Source organism: Terrimonas pollutisoli (assembly GCF_029360765.1).
GTDB lineage: Bacteria > Bacteroidota > Bacteroidia > Chitinophagales > Chitinophagaceae > Terrimonas_B > Terrimonas_B pollutisoli.
On record NZ_JARKNA010000001.1, the window covers coordinates 981,122 to 1,002,598 of the forward strand.

Consider the following 21,477-nt stretch of genomic DNA (forward strand, 5'->3'; position numbering starts at 1 on the left):
TTTTAAAATTATCAATGATTGTCTCATAAGCATTCGTTAAGCAGTCAGAACCCCGGTTTGGCCGGGGTTCTTTAAAAAAAATGATACTTGCCTGGCAGGATTTTTTAAGAATCACATGGTACATCGAAGTTTTGAAAAGTGCTTACTCCGCGAAGATCATACAGCAAAAAAATTACAACTAAAACAAAAGTTTATGAAACAATTTCTACATATAGCAATGTTTCTCACCTTGATACTTTCTTCATTAGCGATGCCCGCCCAGGAAGTAGAAGATCAATTTAAACGGACAAAGACCGATCATTCCAATACGGAGTGGTACAAAGAACTTAATTCTGCACGGCCTAATTACTGGAAGGTAAAAGCGGAATATGAGCAATTCTTTTCTGCACACAAAACAGAGAGAAGCAGCCAGGAAAAGATCTGTCGCCGCTGGCTGGAAATTAATGCCGGCAATATAGATAAAGATGGTTACCTCCTGCCCCAGCCAGGCGCTGAAGAACAAGTAGCCGCTTTTACCAAGCAGCAAAAAATAAAAATGAAAGATGCCGCAAGGACCAGTGCCCGGACACCTGAAACCTTTGCTGGCGAAACTGTTGGTAGCTGGCGCATGATTGGCCCTTTTCATGCAGCAAAAACCAGATGTGGTACGAGCTCTGTATTATCAGGCGGATTTACAGACCGTGTATACATCAACCCGTATAATACCAATAATATGTTTGCCGGCACTTCTTATGGTGGTCTGTGGGTAAGCCAGGATGCCGGTACTAGCTGGCGCCTGACGGATGGCAATTTTCCCAACGGTACCAACACCTATGCTAACCGCGATTATTATTATGGAGACTTTGAAGCCTCATCACAAAACGCCCAACTTGTTTATGCCGCAACAGAAGCAGGGTTGCTGAAGTCAACGGATGGCGGAAATAACTGGGCTTATTGTAATGAACTCAACCGTACCGTTAATCCAACTACCCGACCTTATTTTATTGCAGTAGCTCACGATGATCAAACCACGGTGTTATCCAGTTTTGGTAGAAAAATATATCGATCCACCGATGGCGGAAATAGCTGGTCGGTAGCTTTTGATAACAGTGCAGGCGGGGCAAATAAAAAATTCGGGAATGTGCATTCAGCTCAGCCACTGGGCATACACGACCGTACGTATAATTTCTGGGGTCTTGACTTTCACCCTGCCGATCCCAATATCGTTTATATCGGTGTATGGAATGCGGCTAACGAGCCCTGTATTTATAAATCAACCGATAAAGGCGCCACATTTAGTTTTTTGATGAATATTATACAGGCTTCCGGCCGTACTACTGTTTACGGCAACCAGGGTCTTGAAATGATTGTAGTGCCTGCAGCGCCTGACAAGATATTTGTTCGTCCTTATTTTAACCAGGATACCATTTACCATGCAGACGTTAACGGCAGCATTGTAAATAAGATAAAGCCCGGCACACCATTGGAAGGCTTTGCAGTGGACTGGAGAAATGAAAACATTGTTTATGCGGGTTTCTATGGTAGCTCTCCTAATGGCAGTATTGTAAAAAAATCAACCAATGCCGGTGTCAGCTTTACCGACATGACCAATGGCTATGGCGGTTGCCCCAAATATGTGCACCCGGATCTTCGCGGCTTTAGTGCTGTGGGAGATACCGTGCTGGTGGCACATGATGGTGGCTTGTCGCGGTCATTCAATGGAATGACGACCATTGAAACAATCGGCTATGATATTTCTTCCATTGACCTGTGGGGATTTTCTTCTTCGTTTAAAGGAGATATCGTTGCAGCCGGTTGCGACCATGGCCCCACAAAGGTTCGTCGCTACGATGGCGACGGCGGATGGCTGGAGAAAGGTGGCGGTGATGCCAATGACTGTATGGTGAATCCCGCCAACGACAGTTTGTTTTATTATAACACCGGCTACGGATCATTTATTGGCCGGGTAAATGCTGATAATACCGTTAGCAGTTCGGCCATCACAGGCATTTATCCTAAGTTGAACCTGTTGGAAGTACATCCCAATCTTTACACAACTATTTACGGTATCAAAGGCAATGAGGTAAAAGTATCAACCGAGAACATAAATAATGCAACTGTTTTTAAGGATTTTGGCCAGGCAGTTACCCGTTTTCGTATTGCCCGCAAAGATCCCAAAACCATGTACGTGTTATTGAAGAACCAGGCTGTACAAAAATCTACAGATGGAGGCGCTACCTGGACAACCATTACTCCAACATCCGTTCAAAGCAATGGCCAAACAACTATCAGTGATATTGAACTGGGTGCGTTGCCCGGCGATATATGGTTATTATATAGCGGTGCACAAAACGCATGCAAAGTATTAACCACTACAGATGGCGGCGCCAATTGGGCCAATATCACTGGCAATCTTTCTGTGAATGCAGCCCGCCAGTGCGTTTACCAACGGGGTACCAATGGTGGGCTGTATGTGTATCTCGATGGTGCCGGCGTTTGGTATCATAATAATGCATCGGCTGCCTGGCAACAATTAGGCACAGGTTTGCCCATGCTTGGTTACTCAAGAAATTTACATACTGTTCCTGCAAAAAATAAATTCCGGATGGGTTCTTCCCGCGGCGCATGGGAACATGAGTTGATAGAAACCTCGGGCCTGGATGCGCAGATTGCATTTGATAAAAATGTATTAGACCGTTGGTCGGGCATTGTTAATTACAGGGATTTCTCTGCGTATCATGGCGCCGTAACTTTTGAATGGTCATTCCCGGGTGGGCAACCAGCCACATCTACTGCCGAATTTCCTTCTGTTAGTTATACCACGCCGGGCGTATACCCGGTTACGCTTACTATTCGTGACGCAAATGGAAATAGCAGTACACAAACAATTGACAGCGCTATTACAGTTATACAAGAAGGTGAGCCGGGATTGCAACCAATAGCGGACGCCTATGTGCGGGATGGCGGAAGCGCCTCTGCCAATTTTGGTACACTGGAACAGTTGATAGTTAAAAAAGATGCTGCCGGGTTTAACCGGGTAACTTATTTAAAATTTGATCTAAGCGATAATACAGACACGATAAACACTGCCACACTGCAATTATTCATACAGGGAGCTGGCTCAACCGTTGGCAGCACCCAATGGCAGTTATGGTATTGTACAAACGATAACTGGACAGAAACCGGTATTACCTGGAACAATAAGCCTGCAACAGTTTCTTTACTCAGTACACAGCCCGGTAAAACAAATGGTATCGCACAATGGGATATTACCAACCAGTTAAAAGCAGAAATGAATGGTGACAAGATGTTGACGTTTGCCGTTGTATCCACGGTAGCCGGAAGCTCCGCGGATATAAACTTTAATTCAAGAGAAATAGCCACAGCTTTGCTCAGGCCACAGATATTGACGAATGTTTATCCGTCATTAACTTTAACACAGCCGGCCAATGATGATATATTAGCACAGGGAAGCACGGTTAGGTTAAAAGCAACTGCAATCGATGATAATGCAGTGGATAGCGTACAATACTTTATCAATGGCCAGCATAAGGCTACGATTACACAAGCCCCTTATGAATGGGATTGGACCAACTTGCCGCCCGGTAGTTTTGGCATAAGGGCAAAAGCAACAAACAATCTTGGCTTTAACTCCCTATCAGATTCAATTACGGTAATAGTAACCGATACTGCCGGTGGAGTGCAGCCGGTTGCGGATGCATACGTACGGGATGGTGCCAGTGCTGCTTCCAACTTTGGCGCTGTGCAGCAATTAGTGGTGAAAAAAGAAGTAGCAGGATTCAACAGGGTAAGCTACCTTAAGTTTGATCTAAGCAAGTATAGTGGTACCCATAATGCAGCCAAACTGCGATTGTTCATACAGGCAGCTAATGCAAATGTTACTGCCACCCAATGGCAGTTGTGGAAATGTGATGATGATAGCTGGACAGAAACCGGCATTAACTGGAATAATAAACCGGTCACCACTACTTTGTTGGGCACACAGCCCGGCAGAAAAAGCGGTTTGGTGGAATGGGATATTGCCAGCCATGTAAATGCAGAAATAAATGGGGACAAAACATTGACACTGGCTATTGTTGGTACAGTAGCCGGCAGTACTGTAGATGTGAATTTCAATTCAAGAGAGGTAGCGAATACCGTGATGCGCCCCATGATATTAATAAATGCTTACCCGGTAATTACGCTGACACAACCATCCGACGGCGATTCGCTGATTGAGGGAAGTAGTGCGATCATACAAGCAACGGCCACAGATGATAAGGGAATAGCTAACGTTAAATTTCTTATTAACGGTGCAGTGAAGGCAACCATTAGCCAGGCACCTTATGAATGGAACTGGGCTGACCTGCTGCCAGGTACGTATGGTATAAGAGTAAAAGCAACGGATAACGCTGGTCTTAGCTCGCTGTCGGATTCCATCACAGTGATCGTGAAAGACACCACCGCACCAGTGATTGATTGTCCGGAAAATATTGTGGTTGCCTGTGATTCGTCGCAATGCGGAGCTATAATTAACTATACCGTATCCGCTACGGACAATGTTACTACTGTGCCGGCAATTATATTGACCGATGGTTTGAATAGCGGCGATGTGTTCCCAACCGGAACCACGACTGTCACACATACCGCGACAGACTTTGCCGGAAACTCCTCAAGCTGTTCATTTACTGTTACGGTGAATGATACGGAAAAACCATTGATCACTGCACCCGCCAATGTCAGCACCTATACCGATGCAGGGCAAAATGGTGCAACCGTAAGCATAGGGACTGCGACAACATCCGACAACTGTGCTGTGGCAAGTGTCACCAATGATGCTCCTTCATTCTTCCCGGTTGGTACTACTACAGTAACCTGGACTGTAACAGATATTCATGGCAACACCAATACAGCAACACAAACCGTAACCGTACAATATCGTCCAAGTTCCTTTGGGCCTGTTACCGTTTTTATGGGTGTAACCAATAGTGATAATAATGGCCGGCGCATTGACCTTTTGGCAGAATTATATCTCAACGGTTCATTGATCGGTTCCGGCGAACTGTTATACCAGCAGGTTTCAGGTAATGCATTAAACAACAGTAAAAAGTTCCTTGTGCCAATGAATGTCAGCAATGTAATTTATACACCGAATGATGTGTTGCAGTTAAAACTATTTGTACGCAGGGTTGGGGGCAGCGGCAATTTTGATGTAAGGTTATGGTACAATGCCGACTCAACAAGCAGCACCGGCAAGGGCTTCAGCAGGGTGTGGAAAACAACACCGGAAGGGCCGGCAGGCGATTTCTTCTATCTCCGGAATGGCTACCTGCTCGATCCCTCAGCAGTTAATGCAGCCACCAATATTACCTTAACGGCCACGACAACTTACCAGGAATTGGGCACATGGTCAACCTCGCCGGCATCGAAAGGTGTTGCATTCAGAAATGCACAACCCGAACCGGATGCTATTACAACAGATGATGCCTCATTAAAGGTGAACGTATCGCCGAATCCAAGTAATGCTGATTTCAAATTGTTGATACAAAGCAAAAGCGAAGAAAGAATAGAAATAAGCCTGATGGACAGTCATGGCCGCATTGTGAAAAAAACAACTGCAACTGTTGGCAAAAAGATACAGCTCGGTCATGGTATGCGGGCAGGAACTTATTTTGTAAAAGTGCAGCAGGGAGCAAAACGGGTAGTACTGAAGTTGATAAAATTATAACTATGAAAAACCGCAACATTGGAAGCGAAGAAGATGGAGGAAGTGACGGACAGGATTTTTAAATAGCAACAGGGAGCTGATCAAATAGTCAGCTCCCTGTTAATAAACAGGTGCAAACTTTTTTTATAACATAATATAAGCCTTCAAAGTTGTTTAATGAAACGGTGAACATGAAAAAGATCAGCAACATACTACTGGCAATAATTTTACCGGCATTATCAGCGCTGCCTTTAACCGGCTATACGCAAATTGAAAAAGAAACGGACACGTTAAACGCCGACCCTAAAAAGCTGGCAGAAATAATTGTGTATGCCAATAAGTTTGCCGAACCGGCAAAGTACGTGACGCAACACGCTACATTGATCAAAAACAGAACGGCGCTGAATTTACAGGCTAATGCAGCGGATGTGCTGATCAACAACGGATCAGTGTTTGTGCAAAAAAGTCAGCAAGGCGGAGGAAGTCCCGTTATCCGTGGCTTTGAAGCCAGCCGTATATTGCTGATGGTGGATGGTGTACGTTTGAACAATGCAATTTACCGGGCTGGTCATCTGCAAAATATAATCACCATCGATAATATGGTATTGAATAGAATGGAAGTGCTGTACGGGCCTTCTTCTACTATCTACGGCAGCGATGCATTGGGCGGTGTAATAAATATGTACACAAAAAATCCGGCGCTTTCCAAAACGGGCAAACCCAAAGTAAACGGTAGTGTTACTACCCGTTATGCATCGGCAACTAGCGAAGCAAGAGGCAATGCCACCGTTAATATTGGCGGCAGGCAATTTGCTTCCTTAACATCGGTTACTTATGGAAGTTTTGGCGATATGCTGCAGGGGAAAAACCGCAGTGAAAAATATCCTGATTTTGGGAAAAAATATTTTATCGTAAAACGATTTGGTAGTACCGACAGCGCACTTGTGAATCCAAACCCCGATAAGCAGGCAACATCCGGGTACAAACAAACGGATATAACTCAAAAATTTTTATACCAACCTAAAGAAAATGTAGAGCATATATTAAATCTTCAGCTTTCCAATAGCACTGATGTTCCCCGCTATGACCGCCTTTCTGAAAACAATAATGGCATACCTGCGTATGCGGAATGGTACTATGGGCCACAGCAACGCAACCTGGCTGCCTATCATTTTTCCGCTACCAAGCAAGATGGTTTTTGGGGCGATATAAAAATTACCGCCAGCTACCAGGATATTAAAGAAAGCCGTATCAGCAGGCGATTTAAGAATAACAATAAAGATTACAGGTGGGAGCAGGTGAATATTTTTGGTATCAATACTGACGTAAAACATTACAGTGGCCAACATGAAATTCATGTAGGCGCAGAAAGCTACAGCAACTTTGTCAGAAGTACGGCTGAAAAAAGAAATATAGTTTCGGGCCAGGTAAGCCGTATCAGGACCCGTTATTCAGACGGGCCCACCAGCATGGGGTATAATGCGCTGTATGCGCAACATACATTGAAACTGGATGACCGGTGGACATTGAATGACGGGCTTCGCTTAAACCTTGTTCATATTGATGCTGTATTCGCCGATAGTACGACTACAAAACTTCCATTCACCCGCATTAAGCAAAACAATATAGCGGCTACAGGAAATATTGGGCTGGTGTATGCAGATGCACGTGACTTTCGTGCTGCGTTGCTGTTAAGCAGTGGATTCAGGGCTCCTAACGTTGATGATATGAGCAAAGTATTTGAAAGCGCCGCCGGTACTTTGATAGTGCCCAATCCTGGTATTAAACCGGAGTACACTTATAATGCAGAGATGAATTTTAATAAGTACGCTACACAATTCAATATTGGAGGCTCTTTATTTTACACCTGGTTCAGGGATGTAATTGTAATGGATGCATTTTCCTTCCAGGGAAAAGATAGCGTTTTGTATAACGGCGTGTACAGCAAAGTAGTGGCGCCGCAAAATAAAGCAAATGCCCATGTTTATGGTTTTAGTGTAAACGCCGCATACCGGTTTTCGACCCATACCAGTATGGATGCTGTATTTACCTTTACCAAAGGGAGCTATTCGAATGAAGGTATTACTAAACCTTTGGATCATATCCCGCCGGCGTATGGCCGTATTTCAATGAAGCATGTGCAACAAAAATGGAATGCAGAATTTTTTACGCTATTCAATGGATGGAAACATATAGCCCGATATAACCCTGATGGAGAAGATAACCAGCAATATGCTACCGTGGATGGAATGCCTGCCTGGTTTACACTCAACCTGCAAAGTGTTGTAAACATTGGAAAAAATCTGTTGGCCGGGCTGATGATCGAAAACCTGCTGGATAAAAACTATCGTTATTTCGCCAGTGGTATTTCAGCGCCGGGAAGAAATTTTGTGTTTTCTCTAAAAAAGAGTTTCTGATTTAAGATAAAACAAAGGCGATTAGATACATCGTAACCCTGTCTCATAAATAGAACTGAATATGATAAAAAAGTTGATGATTATTGTTTTTTTTGTGCTATGCAATTTGCTTTCGGTTTTGCAAGCCAACGCTTATGAACCCCGCGATCTGTTGCAAAAAAAAGCCGGCCTTCAACATGTAAAAGGGAACCTGCTTTCCAAAGATCAATGGATAAAATATCCCGTTTATACCAACCGTGCAGCATGGGATGCATTGACCGGTTCTTTAAAGCAGGAATTGATACGAAAAGGCGAACAATTTCTAAGCCATGAATGGAAGGTTATAAAAGCAACCGATTACCTGGAATATGAACGAAGCGGCAGTCGTGTGGCAATGGAAAACCCTTTTGGCAGCAACAATACGGCGCTAAGTAATTTACTGCTTGCTGAACTGGCCGAAGGCAAAGGCCGTTTTATGGATCAGATCATCAATGGCGTATGGCAGGCCTGCGAAATGTCATCATGGGTATTATCAGCGCATTTAGGTGCGCAGAAATCCAAACGTGCATTGCCCGATTTCAATGAACAGATCATTGACCTTACATCCGGCGACCTGGGATCTTTTTTATCATGGACCTGGTATTTTTTTCATGATGAATGGGATAAAATTAATCCGATAATTTCCTCGAGGTTGCGTCATGAAATTCAACAAAGGATCCTTGAGCCGTATATGGCCCGCAGCGATTATTGGTGGCAGGCTTTCAATTACAAACCGGGTATGCTGGTGAACAACTGGAACCCCTGGTGCAATTTTAATGTACTTACCTGTTTTTTATTGATGGAAGAAGATGCGGATAAACTGGCGGCAGCTGTTCATCGTAGCATGATAAGCGTAGATAGGTTTATCAATTATACCAACGAAGATGGCGCTTGTGAAGAAGGCCCTTCGTATTGGGGACATGCCGCCGGCAAGCTATACGATTATCTGCAACTCCTAAGTTATGCCACTAATGGCCGCATAAGTATTTTTAATGAACCCATGATCAAAAACATGGGCGAATACATTGCCCGCAGTTATGTGGGCAATGGCTGGGTGATCAATTTCGCCGATGCTTCGGCAAAGGGTGGAGGAGAGCCTGGCGTTATCTATCGCTATGGCAAGGCTGTTGGGAGCAGCGACATGCAACAGTTTGCCGCTTATTTAGTGAGCAGCAGGCAGGGTAATAATGAAATCAATGCGGGAAGAGATTTTTTTAGAACGATAGAAAACTTATCAGTATATAATGAATTAATGCAGGCAAAACCGGCACTGCCCTCATCTGTTTATTCATGGTATCCGCAAACACAGTTCTGCTACATGAAAAACAAACAGGGTTTCTTCTTTGCAGCCAAAGGTGGTTATAACAACGAAAGCCATAATCATAATGATGTGGGCACATTTTCACTATATGTTGATTCAATGCCCGTGTTCATTGATGTGGGTGTAGGAACTTACACCCGGCAAACTTTTAGCAGCGAACGTTACAGCATCTGGACCATGCAAAGCAATTATCACAATCTTCCAATGATCAATGGCATGCCGCAGCAATTCGGTGCGCAATACCGGGCAAAAGAGGTTTTGTTTGATGCAAAAAAATCTTCATTGACCATGGATATCAGCAGCGCTTACAATAAAGAAGCGGCTGTCAAAAACTGGAAACGAACTTATACATTATCGCCAACCGAGGGACTTGTCATTGAAGACGCTTTTCAGTTGACTGCACTGAAAGCTGCTAACCAGATAAATTTTATGGTATGGGCCAAGCCCGACATAAGCCGTGCCGGTATCGTGTTACTGGAAAAAGATGGGCGCCGTATTAGAATGAGCTACGATGCAGCTTTATTTGATGCAAATATAGAAATCATACCACAAACTGATCCCCGCTTATCAAAGGTTTGGGGTAGCGAATTATACCGGCTATCACTTACCGCAAAAAAACAGGTATTAAAAGGGCGGTATAAATTCACTATCAATAAATAGTAAATCGAAATACACGACGATAATCAAATAATTTTTAAAAAACACTGTGACAACATACACTAAAAACACGGCAACCAGATGAAAAAAATAATATTGTTTCTTGCGGCAGCTATATCAATTTTTACAATACAGGCTCAACCCAGCGCATCAGCAGAACAGATGCAGCAACTCATCGACGAAAACTTCGCTCTGGCGGATTCGCAATACCGCTATATGATGACGCTTGCCCCTGGTGATAAAATGCCACAGAGCTACGATGAAAAAAATAAGAAGTTTCTCGCCTATGATATTACCTGGTGGTGTAGCGGCTTTTACCCCGGTTCCCTTTGGTATATTTATGAACAAACCAAAGATGAAGTTATCCGCAAAGAAGCTGAACGCTGTCTTGCTGTGCTGGAACCTAATCAAACTTTTACAGGCAATCACGATCTGGGTTTTATGATGAATTGCAGTTTTGGCAATGCCTACCGAATTACTCACAATCAAAAATATAAAGACATCCTGTTTACATCTGCTGCATCACTTGCCACACGCTACAGACCCGGTATACGAAGCATACAGTCATGGGACAAAAACAAATTATTTGACTGCCCGGTTATTATCGATAATATGATGAACCTTGAAATGTTGTATTGGGTAAGTGACAATGGCGGTAATAGAAAGTATAAGGACATTGCAATAGCCCACGCCAATACCACTATTAAAAATCATTATAGGCCAGACTACAGTTCTTTTCATATAGTGGACTATGACTTAGCCGCCGGTAAAGTAAAGCGTAAAGCCACCTGGCAGGGCGCCGCTAATTGTTCGCCCTGGTCAAGAGGACAGGGATGGGGACTTTATGGTTTTGTAACCATGTACCGGTTTTCAAAAAATAAGATATATCTCAACCAGGCTAAGCATATTGCTGATTTTATTTTAAATCATCCCAACTTGCCTGACGATAAAATTCCTTATTGGGATTTTGAAGCAACCTTTATCCCTAATGCAAAACGTGATGCGTCTGCAGGGGCTATTATCGCATCGGCGCTTTTAGAACTCGGTCAATATACAACAGGCGTTGAAAAGAACAAATATGTGGATGCAGCAACAGTTATGTTACAGTCGCTTTCAAGCGATGCATATCGGGCTAAACCGGGGGAGAACGGTGGCTTTTTATTAAAGCACAGCACAGGCGCCTTTCCTCAGGGTGGCGAAATAGATGTGCCGCTCGTATATGCAGATTATTATTTTTTGGAAGCATTGAAAAGATATAAGGATTGGTATTTGTAAAAATGAATGATTTCATGCCGGGAATTGAGTACTAACTTTCACTTTCAAAAGGGAAAATATGACAATGAGGTTTTCAATACTACTATGCTTCTTTCTGCTCTTCATTTCAGTAGAAGGGACAGCCCAAAAACAAAAAGTGAAAACAAAACCATCGGAGAAAATGGTAGCTTCCGGAGCACAAGACCGTGAGTATTGGTGCAGCTTGCTATATAAGATTTCATCTCCTGTTGTTTTAAATTTAGCTAATGGCACATTGAAAAAAAACATGCCTGTAGAAAAAGCTCCGGGTTATGGCTTGAACGCAGAAAAAGTAACTTATCTCGAAGCGGTAGGCAGAACCATGGCAGGCATAGCGCCCTGGTTAGCATTGCCGGATGATGGTACAAAAGAAGGTAAGCAACGGAAAGAGTTACGTGAGGCATTGCTGAAAGGAATTGCCAATGCGGTTGATCCCGGCAATCCTGATTATTTAAACTTTAAGACCGAGGCACAGCCCATCGTTGATGCAGCATATATGGCGCAGGCTTTCTTAAGAGCACCCAAAGCTTTATGGGAACCGTTGGATTCAGTGACAAAGAAAAGAGTAGCTGAAGAATTTAAAGCATTACGAACAAGAACAGGTGCTTATAATAACTGGCTCTTGTTTGCCGGTATCAATGAAGTATTTTTATTAAGCATCGGAGAACAGCCCGATCCTGTGCGAATTGAATTTGCCAAAAGAAAAATCATTGAATGGTACCAGGGTGATGGTTGGTACAGTGATGGGCCAAGCTTTAGCATGGATTACTATAACAGTTATGTCATTCACCCGATGCTGGTTGATTTTTTTAAAGTATTAGCCGATAAAAAAAGGATCAGGGTTGAAGATTACGAAACAGCATTGAAGCGAATGGCTCGATACGCAGAATTTTCCGAACGCTTTATTGCACCTGATGGAAGCTATCCGGCATTTGGCCGTTCCATTACTTATCGAACGGCTGCCTTCCAGGCATTGGCGCAAACAGCATTGATGGAAAAACTGCCGGAACATATTGCTCCCGCACAGGTGCGTAGTGCATTGACCGCGGTGATGCATCGCATGTACGATGGCTGTAACAATTTTGATAGCAACGGATGGCTGGTGCTTGGTTTCTGTGGTCATCAACCAATGATAGCGGACTACTACACATCCACCGGAAGCATGTATATGGCAACGCTTGGATTTCTGGACCTGGGCCTCCCGGCTGATCACAAATTCTGGACAGCCCCTGCCGCTGACTGGACGTCTAAAAAAGCATGGAGCAGTCAGCCATTTAAGAAAGATTATCATGTGGAGTATTGATCCTGCTCATCAATTTCTGATCAAGGTACATATAACGGCCTGATTAGTTGATACTTGTAAAAGGGCAGTTCGCATTTTATCTGGAATCCGGGGTATTGAAGCCAGAGGCTATTTTCGTTCTTGTTTTTTTTATAAAACCTTTCCCAATCCGATTTTTAGCCTTACCTTCGCCGCCCCAATTAGTTCTTTAGACATCCGTCAATTGGCGGAATGAGGAATTTGGGAGTTCCGATACGATCGGAACGCTTGAACCAATAAATCAAAGAAAAATGGCAAAAGAAATCTCTGGCTTTGTAAAGCTACAGTGCAAGGGTGGCCAGGCCAATCCTGCACCTCCAATCGGTCCTGCATTAGGTTCCAAAGGTGTTAACATCATGGAATTTTGTAAGCAGTTCAACGCAAGAACTCAGGACAAAATGGGAAAAGTGCTTCCCGTACTACTCACAGTTTATACTGACAAAAGTTTTGATTTTGTAATCAAAACACCTCCTGCAGCTATTCAGCTGATGGAAGCCGCAAAAATTCAAAAAGGTTCCAAAGAGAGCAACCGCAACAAAGTAGGTAAAGTAACCTGGGCCCAGGTAGAGACAATCGCAAAAGATAAAATGCCTGATCTTAACTGCTTTACTGTAGAAAGTGCCATGAAAATGGTAGCTGGTACAGCCCGCAGCATGGGACTGAATGTAGAAGGTAAAGCTCCCTGGGAAAACTAATTCAAAGAATTAAAAACGAATTACAATGGCATTCATCAGTAAAAAAAGAAAAGTTGTAAACGCAAAGGTGGATAAAAACAAAGCTTATTCATTAAAAGAAGCGTCTACTCTCGTAAAAGAAATTTCTACCTGCAAATTTGATGCATCGGTAGATCTGCATGTACGTTTGGGTGTTGACCCCAAAAAAGCTGACCAGGCTATCCGTGGTACGGTTACTCTTCCCCACGGAACTGGTAAGACAAAAAAAGTATTAGTGCTTTGCACTCCTGATAAAGAAGCTGAAGCAAAATCAGCCGGCGCTGACTTCGTTGGCCTGGATGAATTTGTAACAAAGATTGAAGGCGGTTGGGTAGATATAGATGTCATCATCGCTACTCCATCAGTAATGCCTAAGATCGGTAAGCTGGGTAAAGTGTTAGGTCCACGTAACCTGATGCCAAATCCTAAAACTGGTACAGTTACTAATGACGTAGCAAACGCAGTAAATGAAGTAAAAGGTGGTAAGATTGCTTTTAAAGTTGATAAGGTAGGTATCATCCATGCTTCAATCGGACGTGTAAGTTTCAGCCCTGAAAAGATCGCTGAAAATAGCCAAGAATTGCTGAACGCAATTATCAAAGCAAAACCTTCTACAGCGAAAGGTATTTACATGAGAGGAATCAGCATGGCCAGCTCAATGAGCCCTGGTATAGCTATCGACACAAAAGCATTTGTTCACTAATCTAAAAAGTGATTAAAAAATTACTATCATGACAAAAGATCAAAAAAATGAAGTGATTGAATTGTTGAAAGGCAAGTTCTCTCAATACAACAACTTCTATGTTACCGATACAGAATCACTGACTGTAGAACAAGTTGGCAAATTGCGCCATGCTTGTTTCGACAAGAAAGTGGAAATGAAAGTGGCTAAGAACACTTTAATCAAAAAAGCTCTTGAATCTTTAGACAGCGAGAAATACTCAGGTGTATATGACTCTCTGCATAAAGTAACAGCATTGTTATTTTCCGAAAACCCTAAAGAGCCGGCGCTAATTCTTAGTTCTTTCCGCAAAGCAAACAATGCTGAAAGGCCAGAACTGAAAGCGGCTTTTATCAACGGTGACGTATACACAGGAGATAGCAGTCTGAAAGCTCTTACCCAGATTAAAACTAAGAATGAGCTTATCGGTGAAGTTATCGGCTTGTTACAATCTCCTGCTAAACGTGTATTGGCTGCTTTGTTGCACCACCACGAGCAGAAAGCCGGTGGAGCTGACGCTACAACTGAATAATTTTATTCAAATAACTTACCCGGCCGGATGGTAAAAAACGAAAGGCAGCAACAATTTTTTTAAACGGCCGTCGGACTTGCAAAGCAGGTATGAAGACGGGAAAAATTAAAACAAAATGGCAGACGTAAAAGCATTAGCAGAAAGCCTGGTAGGCTTAACAGTAAAAGAAGTTCAGGAATTAGCTGATTTCTTAAAATCAGAATATGGCATCGAGCCGGCAGCAGCAGCAGTTGTAGTTGCAGCAGGTGGTGAAGGTGGCGCAGCAGTAGTTGAAGAAAAAACTGCATTCAATGTGATCCTGAAAAGTGCAGGTGCTTCTAAACTGAACGTGGTTAAGATCGTAAAAGATTTGACTGGTTTAGGTTTGAAAGAAGCGAAAGACCTGGTTGATGGTGCACCAAAAGCATTGAAAGAAGGTGTTTCTAAAGCAGAGGCTGATGATATCGCAGCTAAGCTGAAAGAAGCAGGTGCTGAAGTTGAAATTGCTTAATTTATTTTAAAGCATAAAACAGGGAAACCCTTAGCAATTGCTAAGGGTTTTTTCATTTCATAATATACTTCACAACTCAGTTAGCATTTCATGTAAGAAAAAAACCTGCACATTCTTGCAAACAAAAAAATAATAAAGAAAGTGTTAAGTTATTTTTTGCTAAATCGTTTTTGTTCTATAATTTGACTCCAGATTCTAGCTAGTATTACAAGCCTATCCAGGTGTATCCGGGACACCCTTCTCAACCATCATAATGAGTGCAAAGAGTCAGCAAATCATGTAACATGTGTTTTGTTGACTAAACGATTGACGTTTTTATAACACAACTAAAAAAACTTGCGTATGAAAAAAGATCTCTCTCTTTTCAAGCTGCTCCTATGCAGTTTACTCTCACTCTGTTTTGCTTATTCGGGTTATTCTCAGTCCAAAACAATTACAGGAAAAGTAACTGGTAAGGACGATTCGCCATTGGAAGGTGCTACTGTTAATGCCAAGGGATCAACTATTACCACTCAAACAAAAGACGATGGAAGTTTTAGCATTGCTGTACCCACGTCTGTTTCGGCGCTTATTTTTTCCTATGTTGGCTATAGTGACCAGGAGGTAAAGCTGGGTTCCTCAACGATTCTGAATGTCAACCTGGTCGCCGGATCTGAGTCATTACAAGATGTTGTAGTGATTGGTTACGGTACACGCCGTAAGTCAGATCTTACTGGTTCGGTGAGTACAGTTAAAGCTTCACAATTGCAGGAACGTCCTGCATCGTCCTTGAGCCAGGCTTTGGCCGGGAGGGTTACTGGGGTACAGGTCAATTCAAACTCAGGCCGGCCTGGAGGAAGAACGAATATCCGGATTCGTGGATTTAGTTCTATCAACTCTTCCAATAATCCATTATATGTTATCGATGGGGTGATGATACCTATGGGTAACCAGGCACAGGCGAGCCAGGCAATCGATTATATTAATCCAAATGATATCGTATCTGTTGAAGTTTTGAAAGATGCTTCATCTACCGCGATATATGGTGCCAGGGGGGCGAATGGGGTGATTCTCGTGACCACCAAAAGAGGTAAAGCTGGTGGCGGAAAGGTCACCTATGATGCAGATTTTAGTGTGCCAACGATCGGACCCATTAGAGCAAAAGTCTTAAATGCAAAAGAATTTTTAGCGGTTGAAGACGAAGCTTACAGGAATATGGAAAAGTTTGACCCTGCAGGCTGGGCCGCAGGTAAGTATGTTGGAAGAAACCCTGCACTTGCCAGGACGGACCCCAGGCTTTTTGATGCCAACGGCAATCCTTATTATGATACCGACTGGCTAAAGGAAGCTACCCAGAACAAACTTTCCAATAATCAACAATTAGGTTTTTCCGGGGGCAATGACCGGAGTAATTACTCTGTATCCCTCGGTTACCGCAATGACCAGGGATTGATTCTTACCTCTTACTTGAAAAGATACTCCGCGAGGTTTTCTTTTGATGATCAAATCAAGACATGGTTAAAAATAGGAGGAACCCTTAGCTATACGAATCAATCCGAAAATATAATAGATCAGAGTGACCAGGTAAACCGGAGCATCGTTGAAGATTTTCCCTTTCTTCCTGTAAAATATGCTGACGGTACCTGGGCTGATAATAGAAACTATCCTAATGCCGAGGGGCGCGACAATGTAGTGCACCGCGTAACAGATACAAGGTTTATTTTAAATACTCAAACAACATTGGGTAGCTTTTACTCGAATATTAATCTCGCCAGGGGACTGGAAATGCGAACAGTTTTAGGAGCTAATATCATAAGCCAGGAAAATAATGGATCTGAGAGCCGCACTTTGGCAAGAAACCAAAGGGGAATTGCCCTTTCGAACAACCGCAAAGAAACGTTTTGGTCGCTTGAAAACTACTTTACTTATAACAAGCACATTAACGAAATTCATTCGATCAATGCATTGTTGGGACTTTCCTGGCAGCACACGAACTTTTTCAGTAGTGGTGCGAGGATAGAAAATTTTTCAACTGATTATTTTTCTTACAATAATCTTGGAGCAGGAAGTACTAACCCCAGCGCTTTTTCCAACGCTTCAGAATTTGCATTTAACTCTTATTTCGGAAGAATCAACTACACTTTCAAAGAAAAGTATTTAGTGACCTTTACAGGTCGGGCAGATGGGTCGTCTAAATTTGGAGAAAATCATAAATATGCGTTCTTCCCTTCTGCTGCATTGGCCTGGAGAGTTTCTGAAGAAGATTTCCTGAAAGGACATCCGGTGATCTCAAGTTTGAAAGTACGTACAAGTTATGGCTTAACTGGTAACTCAGAAATACCGCCTTATTCTTCACTATCCCTGTTAAGTTCAAACTATGCCGCGGTTATTAATAATGCGCGGGTGGGAGGAACAGGTGTGAACAGGTTAGCCAACCCGAATTTAAAATGGGAAAAAACTGCTCAAACGGATTTTGGCGTAGAGCTAGGAGTATTGAAAAATCGAATAACTCTTGAAGCAGACCTATACTATAGAAAAACTACAGACATGCTGCTCGATGCGCCAGTCCCACGCACAAGCGGTTATGCTGTGATCAGGAAGAACGTAGGGTCTATGGAAAACAAGGGCCTGGAACTTGCATTAACCGGGGTTGTCATTGACAAGAAAGATTTTAGTTGGTCTTCTACACTTAATGTGTCGATGAACAGAAATAAAGTCCTTTCGCTCGCAACACCTGCCGACATTTTCAATGTAGGGGGTGCGAATTTTACCAATCCTACAAATATCATTCGAATCGGAGAGGCTGCTGGTTCTTTTTGGGGTCTTGTACGCCTGGGAACATGGAGTGAAGCCGAAGCGGCTGAAGCAGCAAAATATACAAGCTATCGGAATAATTTAACAATTCTGCCCGGTGATATAAAATACCTGGATGTTAATGGCGACAAGAAAATCACGGATGCAGACAGGATGATTATCGGAAATGGAAGTCCAAAGGCTTTCGGTGCGTTTAATAATAATTTCCGCTACCGGAATTTTGGATTGTTGTTTGAACTACAATATTCCTTCGGAAATGACATACTCGATATGACATCGCACTCAAGTGAAGACAGGGTCTCCCTTGCTAACAGTTATAAGACAGTCTTGAACGCCTGGACACCGAAAAATCAAAATACGCCAATTGCCCAATTACGTGATACAAGAGCGGGATACGTTACCAATGTAGACACACGTTGGATCAAAGACGGTTCTTTTATTCGCGGCAAAAATATTTTATTGAGTTATAACTTACCCTTAAACCTCGTCAATAAATTAAGTCTTGAGAGAGTTAGGATCTATGCATCTGTTCAAAATCTTTTCATCATCACTTATGATGACCTGAATGGGGATCCTGAAGCAACTCCCACCGGAGGTTATGCAGATGACGGAAGGAATGTCTTTTCGCAAGGTATGTTTTGGCATAGCTACCCCAAACCGACTCTTTATATGGTGGGGATTAATGTAGGATTATAATCAAGTATAAATTTTAAAGTTAGTAATTATGAAATTTAATATGATAAAATATATAAGTGCGGTTATATTGTCGGGCATGCTGTTGCTTTCATCAGGGTGTAAAAAATTCCTGGAAGAACAGGATCCATCCAATTTAACGCCGGAAAGTTTTTACACTATACCTGAACACGCAGAAGCAGCTATCGCTGCCGTTTATGCCGATATGCGATTTTATGGTGGCGGTGCGGGTATTTTCTCTTCCAACTGGCAAATGCTGGAAGCAGTGACCGGGACTTCAACGACAGAAACAGCACAAAATGCGGATCTAAACAATTTGTACGCTCTTTCGTATGATGGTAATGTAGGACATATTGTCAACTGGTGGAACGGTTTATATAAAGTGATTGCGAATGCCAATCTTGTTCTTGAGAAAGTTCCCCCCATCACACCTATGGACGAAGCGCAGAAGAAAAAGATTCTAGGTGAGGCAAAGTTTCTTCGCGCCTGGGCCTATTTTTACGCAGTTAGATTATGGGGCGACATACCTTTAATGACAACAGTACCTAAAACCGTCGAGGATGAAAATTTTTTTCCTGCCCGTGCTCCACAGGAAGAAATTTATAATTTAATTGTTGAAGACCTTTTAGCGGCAGAGGCTGCCGGCTTTCAATGGATGGATGCCACAGGCCGAATATCATTAGCTGCGGTGAAATCACAATTGGCTAAGGTATACCTGACCATGGCTGGTTTTCCACTTAACAAAGGTGCTGCATATTACAAGCTGGCAACTGATAAAGCGTACGAAGTAATTACTTATGCCAATGCCAACCCAGCTTCTATCAATTTGTTTAATACGTATGCAGAAGTGCATAGTTTAACAACAGAAAATAAGCTGGAACATATTTTTGAACTCCAGTATTTTGCAGATGTTGCTGGTAATCCGATGGAAAATATGTTACCTAACTTTAAACCAGTGACTGCTTACGGGGCAAGCGGTACCGGAAGTTCAGTTCCCACACTATCCTTCTATCAATCATACGAAGCCGGCGACTTAAGAGCAAAAAATCAGGAAGGCTATTTCTATACCAGTTATTATAAAGATGGTAAAGGGGCGCCTTATGATCTGGGAGCGCCTTATATTTTTAAACATTTCAATGTAGTGGCATTTGGAAGCCCGGGTGTGGATGGATCGAAAAGAAACGATCTGAATGTACCTATGATACGCTATGCGGAAGTGCTCTTAATGTATGCTGAGGCTAAGAATGAAGGTGGTGGTCCCGATCAAACTGCCTATGATGCTTTTAAAAGAATCAGGGACAGGGCGCAGCTTGCGACTCCTTCTCTTGGTTCGTATAACCAAGCTACTTTTCGTGAAGCTGTTTGGAAAGAACGCTGGCATGAACTGTGTTATGAGGGCATCACGTGGTTTGATATGGTACGTCTCAGGAAAGTGTTTAATGAAACAACTAAAGGTTTTGATGACTTTATAGGTCATGTCAACAAAAGTTCCAACCAGGTATTGCAGGAAAAACACTTGCTTATGCCTCTTGGCGTTCAGGAAATGTTGAACAATCCTAACTTAAAACCGCAAAATCCAGGATATAATTAATCTCGTTAAGTTATAAGTTTGTTTAAAGCCGCCTCAATCACCAATTGCAGGCGGCTTTAATTTGTGGTTGATAGGTAAGGAGAGATTTTATTATACACGTCATCAGTTATAAGCATTATTTTTTTAAGATCTGCGATAGAAGAAAAGCTCCCATGCTCATTCCGGTAAGCAATAATTGCGTTGGCGATGTTGTATCTGATATACGGGTGTAATTTCAACGCATCTATTGAAGCTGTATTGAGGTTAATTTTTTTTATGCCAACATTATCCAATTTCAAATGCGGTTTTATTTTTTGATAGGTGGAATCCGGCAAACCATATGTTTCCCGGATTTGCTCAATTGAGTTGAATCCACCAAGCTTTTCCCTGAAGTTGACAATTCTCGCAGCCAGTTTACTACCTATACCAGGCAGGCTTATAAATGCGGATGTATCAGCGATATTTATTTCAACAGGTGAGTGGCCAGCTTTTACAAAAGACTTGTTGATAACAGGAAAATTGCTTTTGTCTGAGACTTCGTTTTTCTTTTCTGCAGATTCCCCCGGAATCTGTATATACGGCTCCAGTTTTTCATATTCATTTTGGCGCAAACCGTATATCTTTTGCAGGTCTTCTTTCCTTTTGAATTGACCTCCTTTGCTTAAATAGTTTTGAATTGTACGGATCGTTTTATCACGAAGTCCCAATCTCTTCCATTCTTCAGCTGAGATCTTATTTGGATCAAAAAAGAACAGGATGCTTGAAGAAGGCTGGTAATTGTTTTCCCGCCGGTCATATTCATATCCGTAAGTGTGGCGGGTTTGATCACTGTCTTTGGGAGGCGTATTAGTTTCTTCTAATTGTTTTACTGCAGCTATCCACGAATTATCCGGTGAAATAGAATTATTTCTATTTTTTGGGCTGAAGAAGATAGGGGAAATAATTATTAGAGACAGAACTACCAGCAGTACAACGACCGCAATACTTTCTTTCCTGGAAAAAGTAAGATAGTCCCTGACTATTTCTTTCCACCTCATCGTGCCGCTTTTTAAACAATTTAGAACTTGTCGAAAAGCAGGGAAAGCGTTTTTTAACGGAATTTTTGGCGGGGTTTTTGACGGCAATTTTTTCTTGGCAGAGAAGTATAAATCCTTACCTTTGCAGTCCTTTATTTTGGCCAAAAATATTTTGACGTTCCAGATTACATTCAATTAATTGATTTTCACTGGCTTTTGTTTTGCAAAAAATAAGA

General features: G+C 42.5%; 12 protein-coding genes. 11 read left to right on the top strand and 1 reads right to left on the bottom strand.

Going from position 1 to position 21,477, the window contains the following annotated elements; translation table 11 throughout:
- The first annotated feature begins 193 nt into the window (after positions 1–193).
- The 11 genes from P2W73_RS03800 to P2W73_RS03850 all read left to right on the top strand — a co-directional run bounded on the left by P2W73_RS03800 (position 194) and on the right by P2W73_RS03850 (position 20,246).
- A complete protein-coding gene (locus tag P2W73_RS03800) occupies positions 194–5,707 on the top strand; it encodes a CBM96 family carbohydrate-binding protein (protein WP_276500655.1) in 5,514 nt (1,837 codons plus the stop codon).
- A 170-nt stretch (positions 5,708–5,877) separates the two neighbouring features.
- Complete coding sequence (locus tag P2W73_RS03805; RefSeq protein ID WP_276500656.1) at positions 5,878–8,103, top strand: TonB-dependent receptor plug domain-containing protein; 2,226 nt, start codon at positions 5,878–5,880, stop codon at positions 8,101–8,103.
- Between the two features lie 61 nt (positions 8,104–8,164).
- Positions 8,165–10,102: a heparinase II/III domain-containing protein gene (locus tag P2W73_RS03810; RefSeq protein ID WP_276500657.1), complete on the top strand. Its 1,938-nt coding sequence runs from the start codon at positions 8,165–8,167 to the stop codon at positions 10,100–10,102.
- Between the two features lie 78 nt (positions 10,103–10,180).
- Complete coding sequence (locus P2W73_RS03815) at positions 10,181–11,374, top strand: glycoside hydrolase family 88 protein (RefSeq protein ID WP_276500658.1); 1,194 nt, start codon at positions 10,181–10,183, stop codon at positions 11,372–11,374.
- A 136-nt stretch (positions 11,375–11,510) separates the two neighbouring features.
- A complete protein-coding gene (locus tag P2W73_RS03820) occupies positions 11,511–12,695 on the top strand; it encodes a DUF2264 domain-containing protein (protein WP_276500659.1) in 1,185 nt (394 codons plus the stop codon).
- Between the two features lie 269 nt (positions 12,696–12,964).
- Positions 12,965–13,408: a 50S ribosomal protein L11 gene (gene rplK / locus P2W73_RS03825; protein WP_276500660.1), complete on the top strand. Its 444-nt coding sequence runs from the start codon at positions 12,965–12,967 to the stop codon at positions 13,406–13,408.
- A 25-nt stretch (positions 13,409–13,433) separates the two neighbouring features.
- Positions 13,434–14,129: a 50S ribosomal protein L1 gene (gene rplA, locus P2W73_RS03830; protein WP_276500661.1), complete on the top strand. Its 696-nt coding sequence runs from the start codon at positions 13,434–13,436 to the stop codon at positions 14,127–14,129.
- A gap of 28 nt (positions 14,130–14,157) precedes the next feature.
- Positions 14,158–14,679 (top strand): 50S ribosomal protein L10, encoded by a 522-nt coding sequence (gene rplJ, locus P2W73_RS03835; protein WP_276500662.1) that lies wholly within the window; start codon positions 14,158–14,160, stop codon positions 14,677–14,679.
- A 115-nt stretch (positions 14,680–14,794) separates the two neighbouring features.
- On the top strand, positions 14,795–15,169 hold the full coding sequence (rplL, locus tag P2W73_RS03840; protein WP_276500663.1) for a 50S ribosomal protein L7/L12: 375 nt from the start codon (positions 14,795–14,797) through the stop codon (positions 15,167–15,169).
- A 342-nt stretch (positions 15,170–15,511) separates the two neighbouring features.
- Entirely contained in the window at positions 15,512–18,658 is a 3,147-nt protein-coding gene (locus P2W73_RS03845; protein ID WP_276500664.1) for a SusC/RagA family TonB-linked outer membrane protein, read from the top strand.
- 28 nt (positions 18,659–18,686) lie between these two features.
- Complete coding sequence (locus P2W73_RS03850) at positions 18,687–20,246, top strand: RagB/SusD family nutrient uptake outer membrane protein (protein WP_276500665.1); 1,560 nt, start codon at positions 18,687–18,689, stop codon at positions 20,244–20,246.
- Positions 20,247–20,302: 56 nt separating this feature from the next.
- Here P2W73_RS03850 and P2W73_RS03855 read toward each other — a convergent pair whose 3' ends face one another.
- A complete protein-coding gene (locus P2W73_RS03855) occupies positions 20,303–21,262 on the bottom strand; it encodes a ComEA family DNA-binding protein (protein ID WP_276500666.1) in 960 nt (319 codons plus the stop codon).
- Positions 21,263–21,477: the final 215 nt, after the last annotated feature.

What these genes read in the sequence shown, in the direction of transcription:
- P2W73_RS03815 (WP_276500658.1), top strand. Translation starts at nt 10,181, where the DNA reads ATGAAAAAAATAATATTGTTTCTTGCGGCAGCTATATCAATTTTTACA.
- P2W73_RS03810 (WP_276500657.1), top strand. Translation starts at nt 8,165, where the DNA reads ATGATAAAAAAGTTGATGATTATTGTTTTTTTTGTGCTATGCAATTTG.
- P2W73_RS03850 (WP_276500665.1), top strand. Translation starts at nt 18,687, where the DNA reads ATGAAATTTAATATGATAAAATATATAAGTGCGGTTATATTGTCGGGC.
- rplK (WP_276500660.1), top strand. Translation starts at nt 12,965, where the DNA reads ATGGCAAAAGAAATCTCTGGCTTTGTAAAGCTACAGTGCAAGGGTGGC.
- P2W73_RS03855 (WP_276500666.1), bottom strand. Translation starts at nt 21,262, where the DNA reads ATGAGGTGGAAAGAAATAGTCAGGGACTATCTTACTTTTTCCAGGAAA.
- P2W73_RS03800 (WP_276500655.1), top strand. Translation starts at nt 194, where the DNA reads ATGAAACAATTTCTACATATAGCAATGTTTCTCACCTTGATACTTTCT.
- rplJ (WP_276500662.1), top strand. Translation starts at nt 14,158, where the DNA reads ATGACAAAAGATCAAAAAAATGAAGTGATTGAATTGTTGAAAGGCAAG.
- rplA (WP_276500661.1), top strand. Translation starts at nt 13,434, where the DNA reads ATGGCATTCATCAGTAAAAAAAGAAAAGTTGTAAACGCAAAGGTGGAT.
- P2W73_RS03805 (WP_276500656.1), top strand. Translation starts at nt 5,878, where the DNA reads ATGAAAAAGATCAGCAACATACTACTGGCAATAATTTTACCGGCATTA.
- rplL (WP_276500663.1), top strand. Translation starts at nt 14,795, where the DNA reads ATGGCAGACGTAAAAGCATTAGCAGAAAGCCTGGTAGGCTTAACAGTA.
- P2W73_RS03845 (WP_276500664.1), top strand. Translation starts at nt 15,512, where the DNA reads ATGAAAAAAGATCTCTCTCTTTTCAAGCTGCTCCTATGCAGTTTACTC.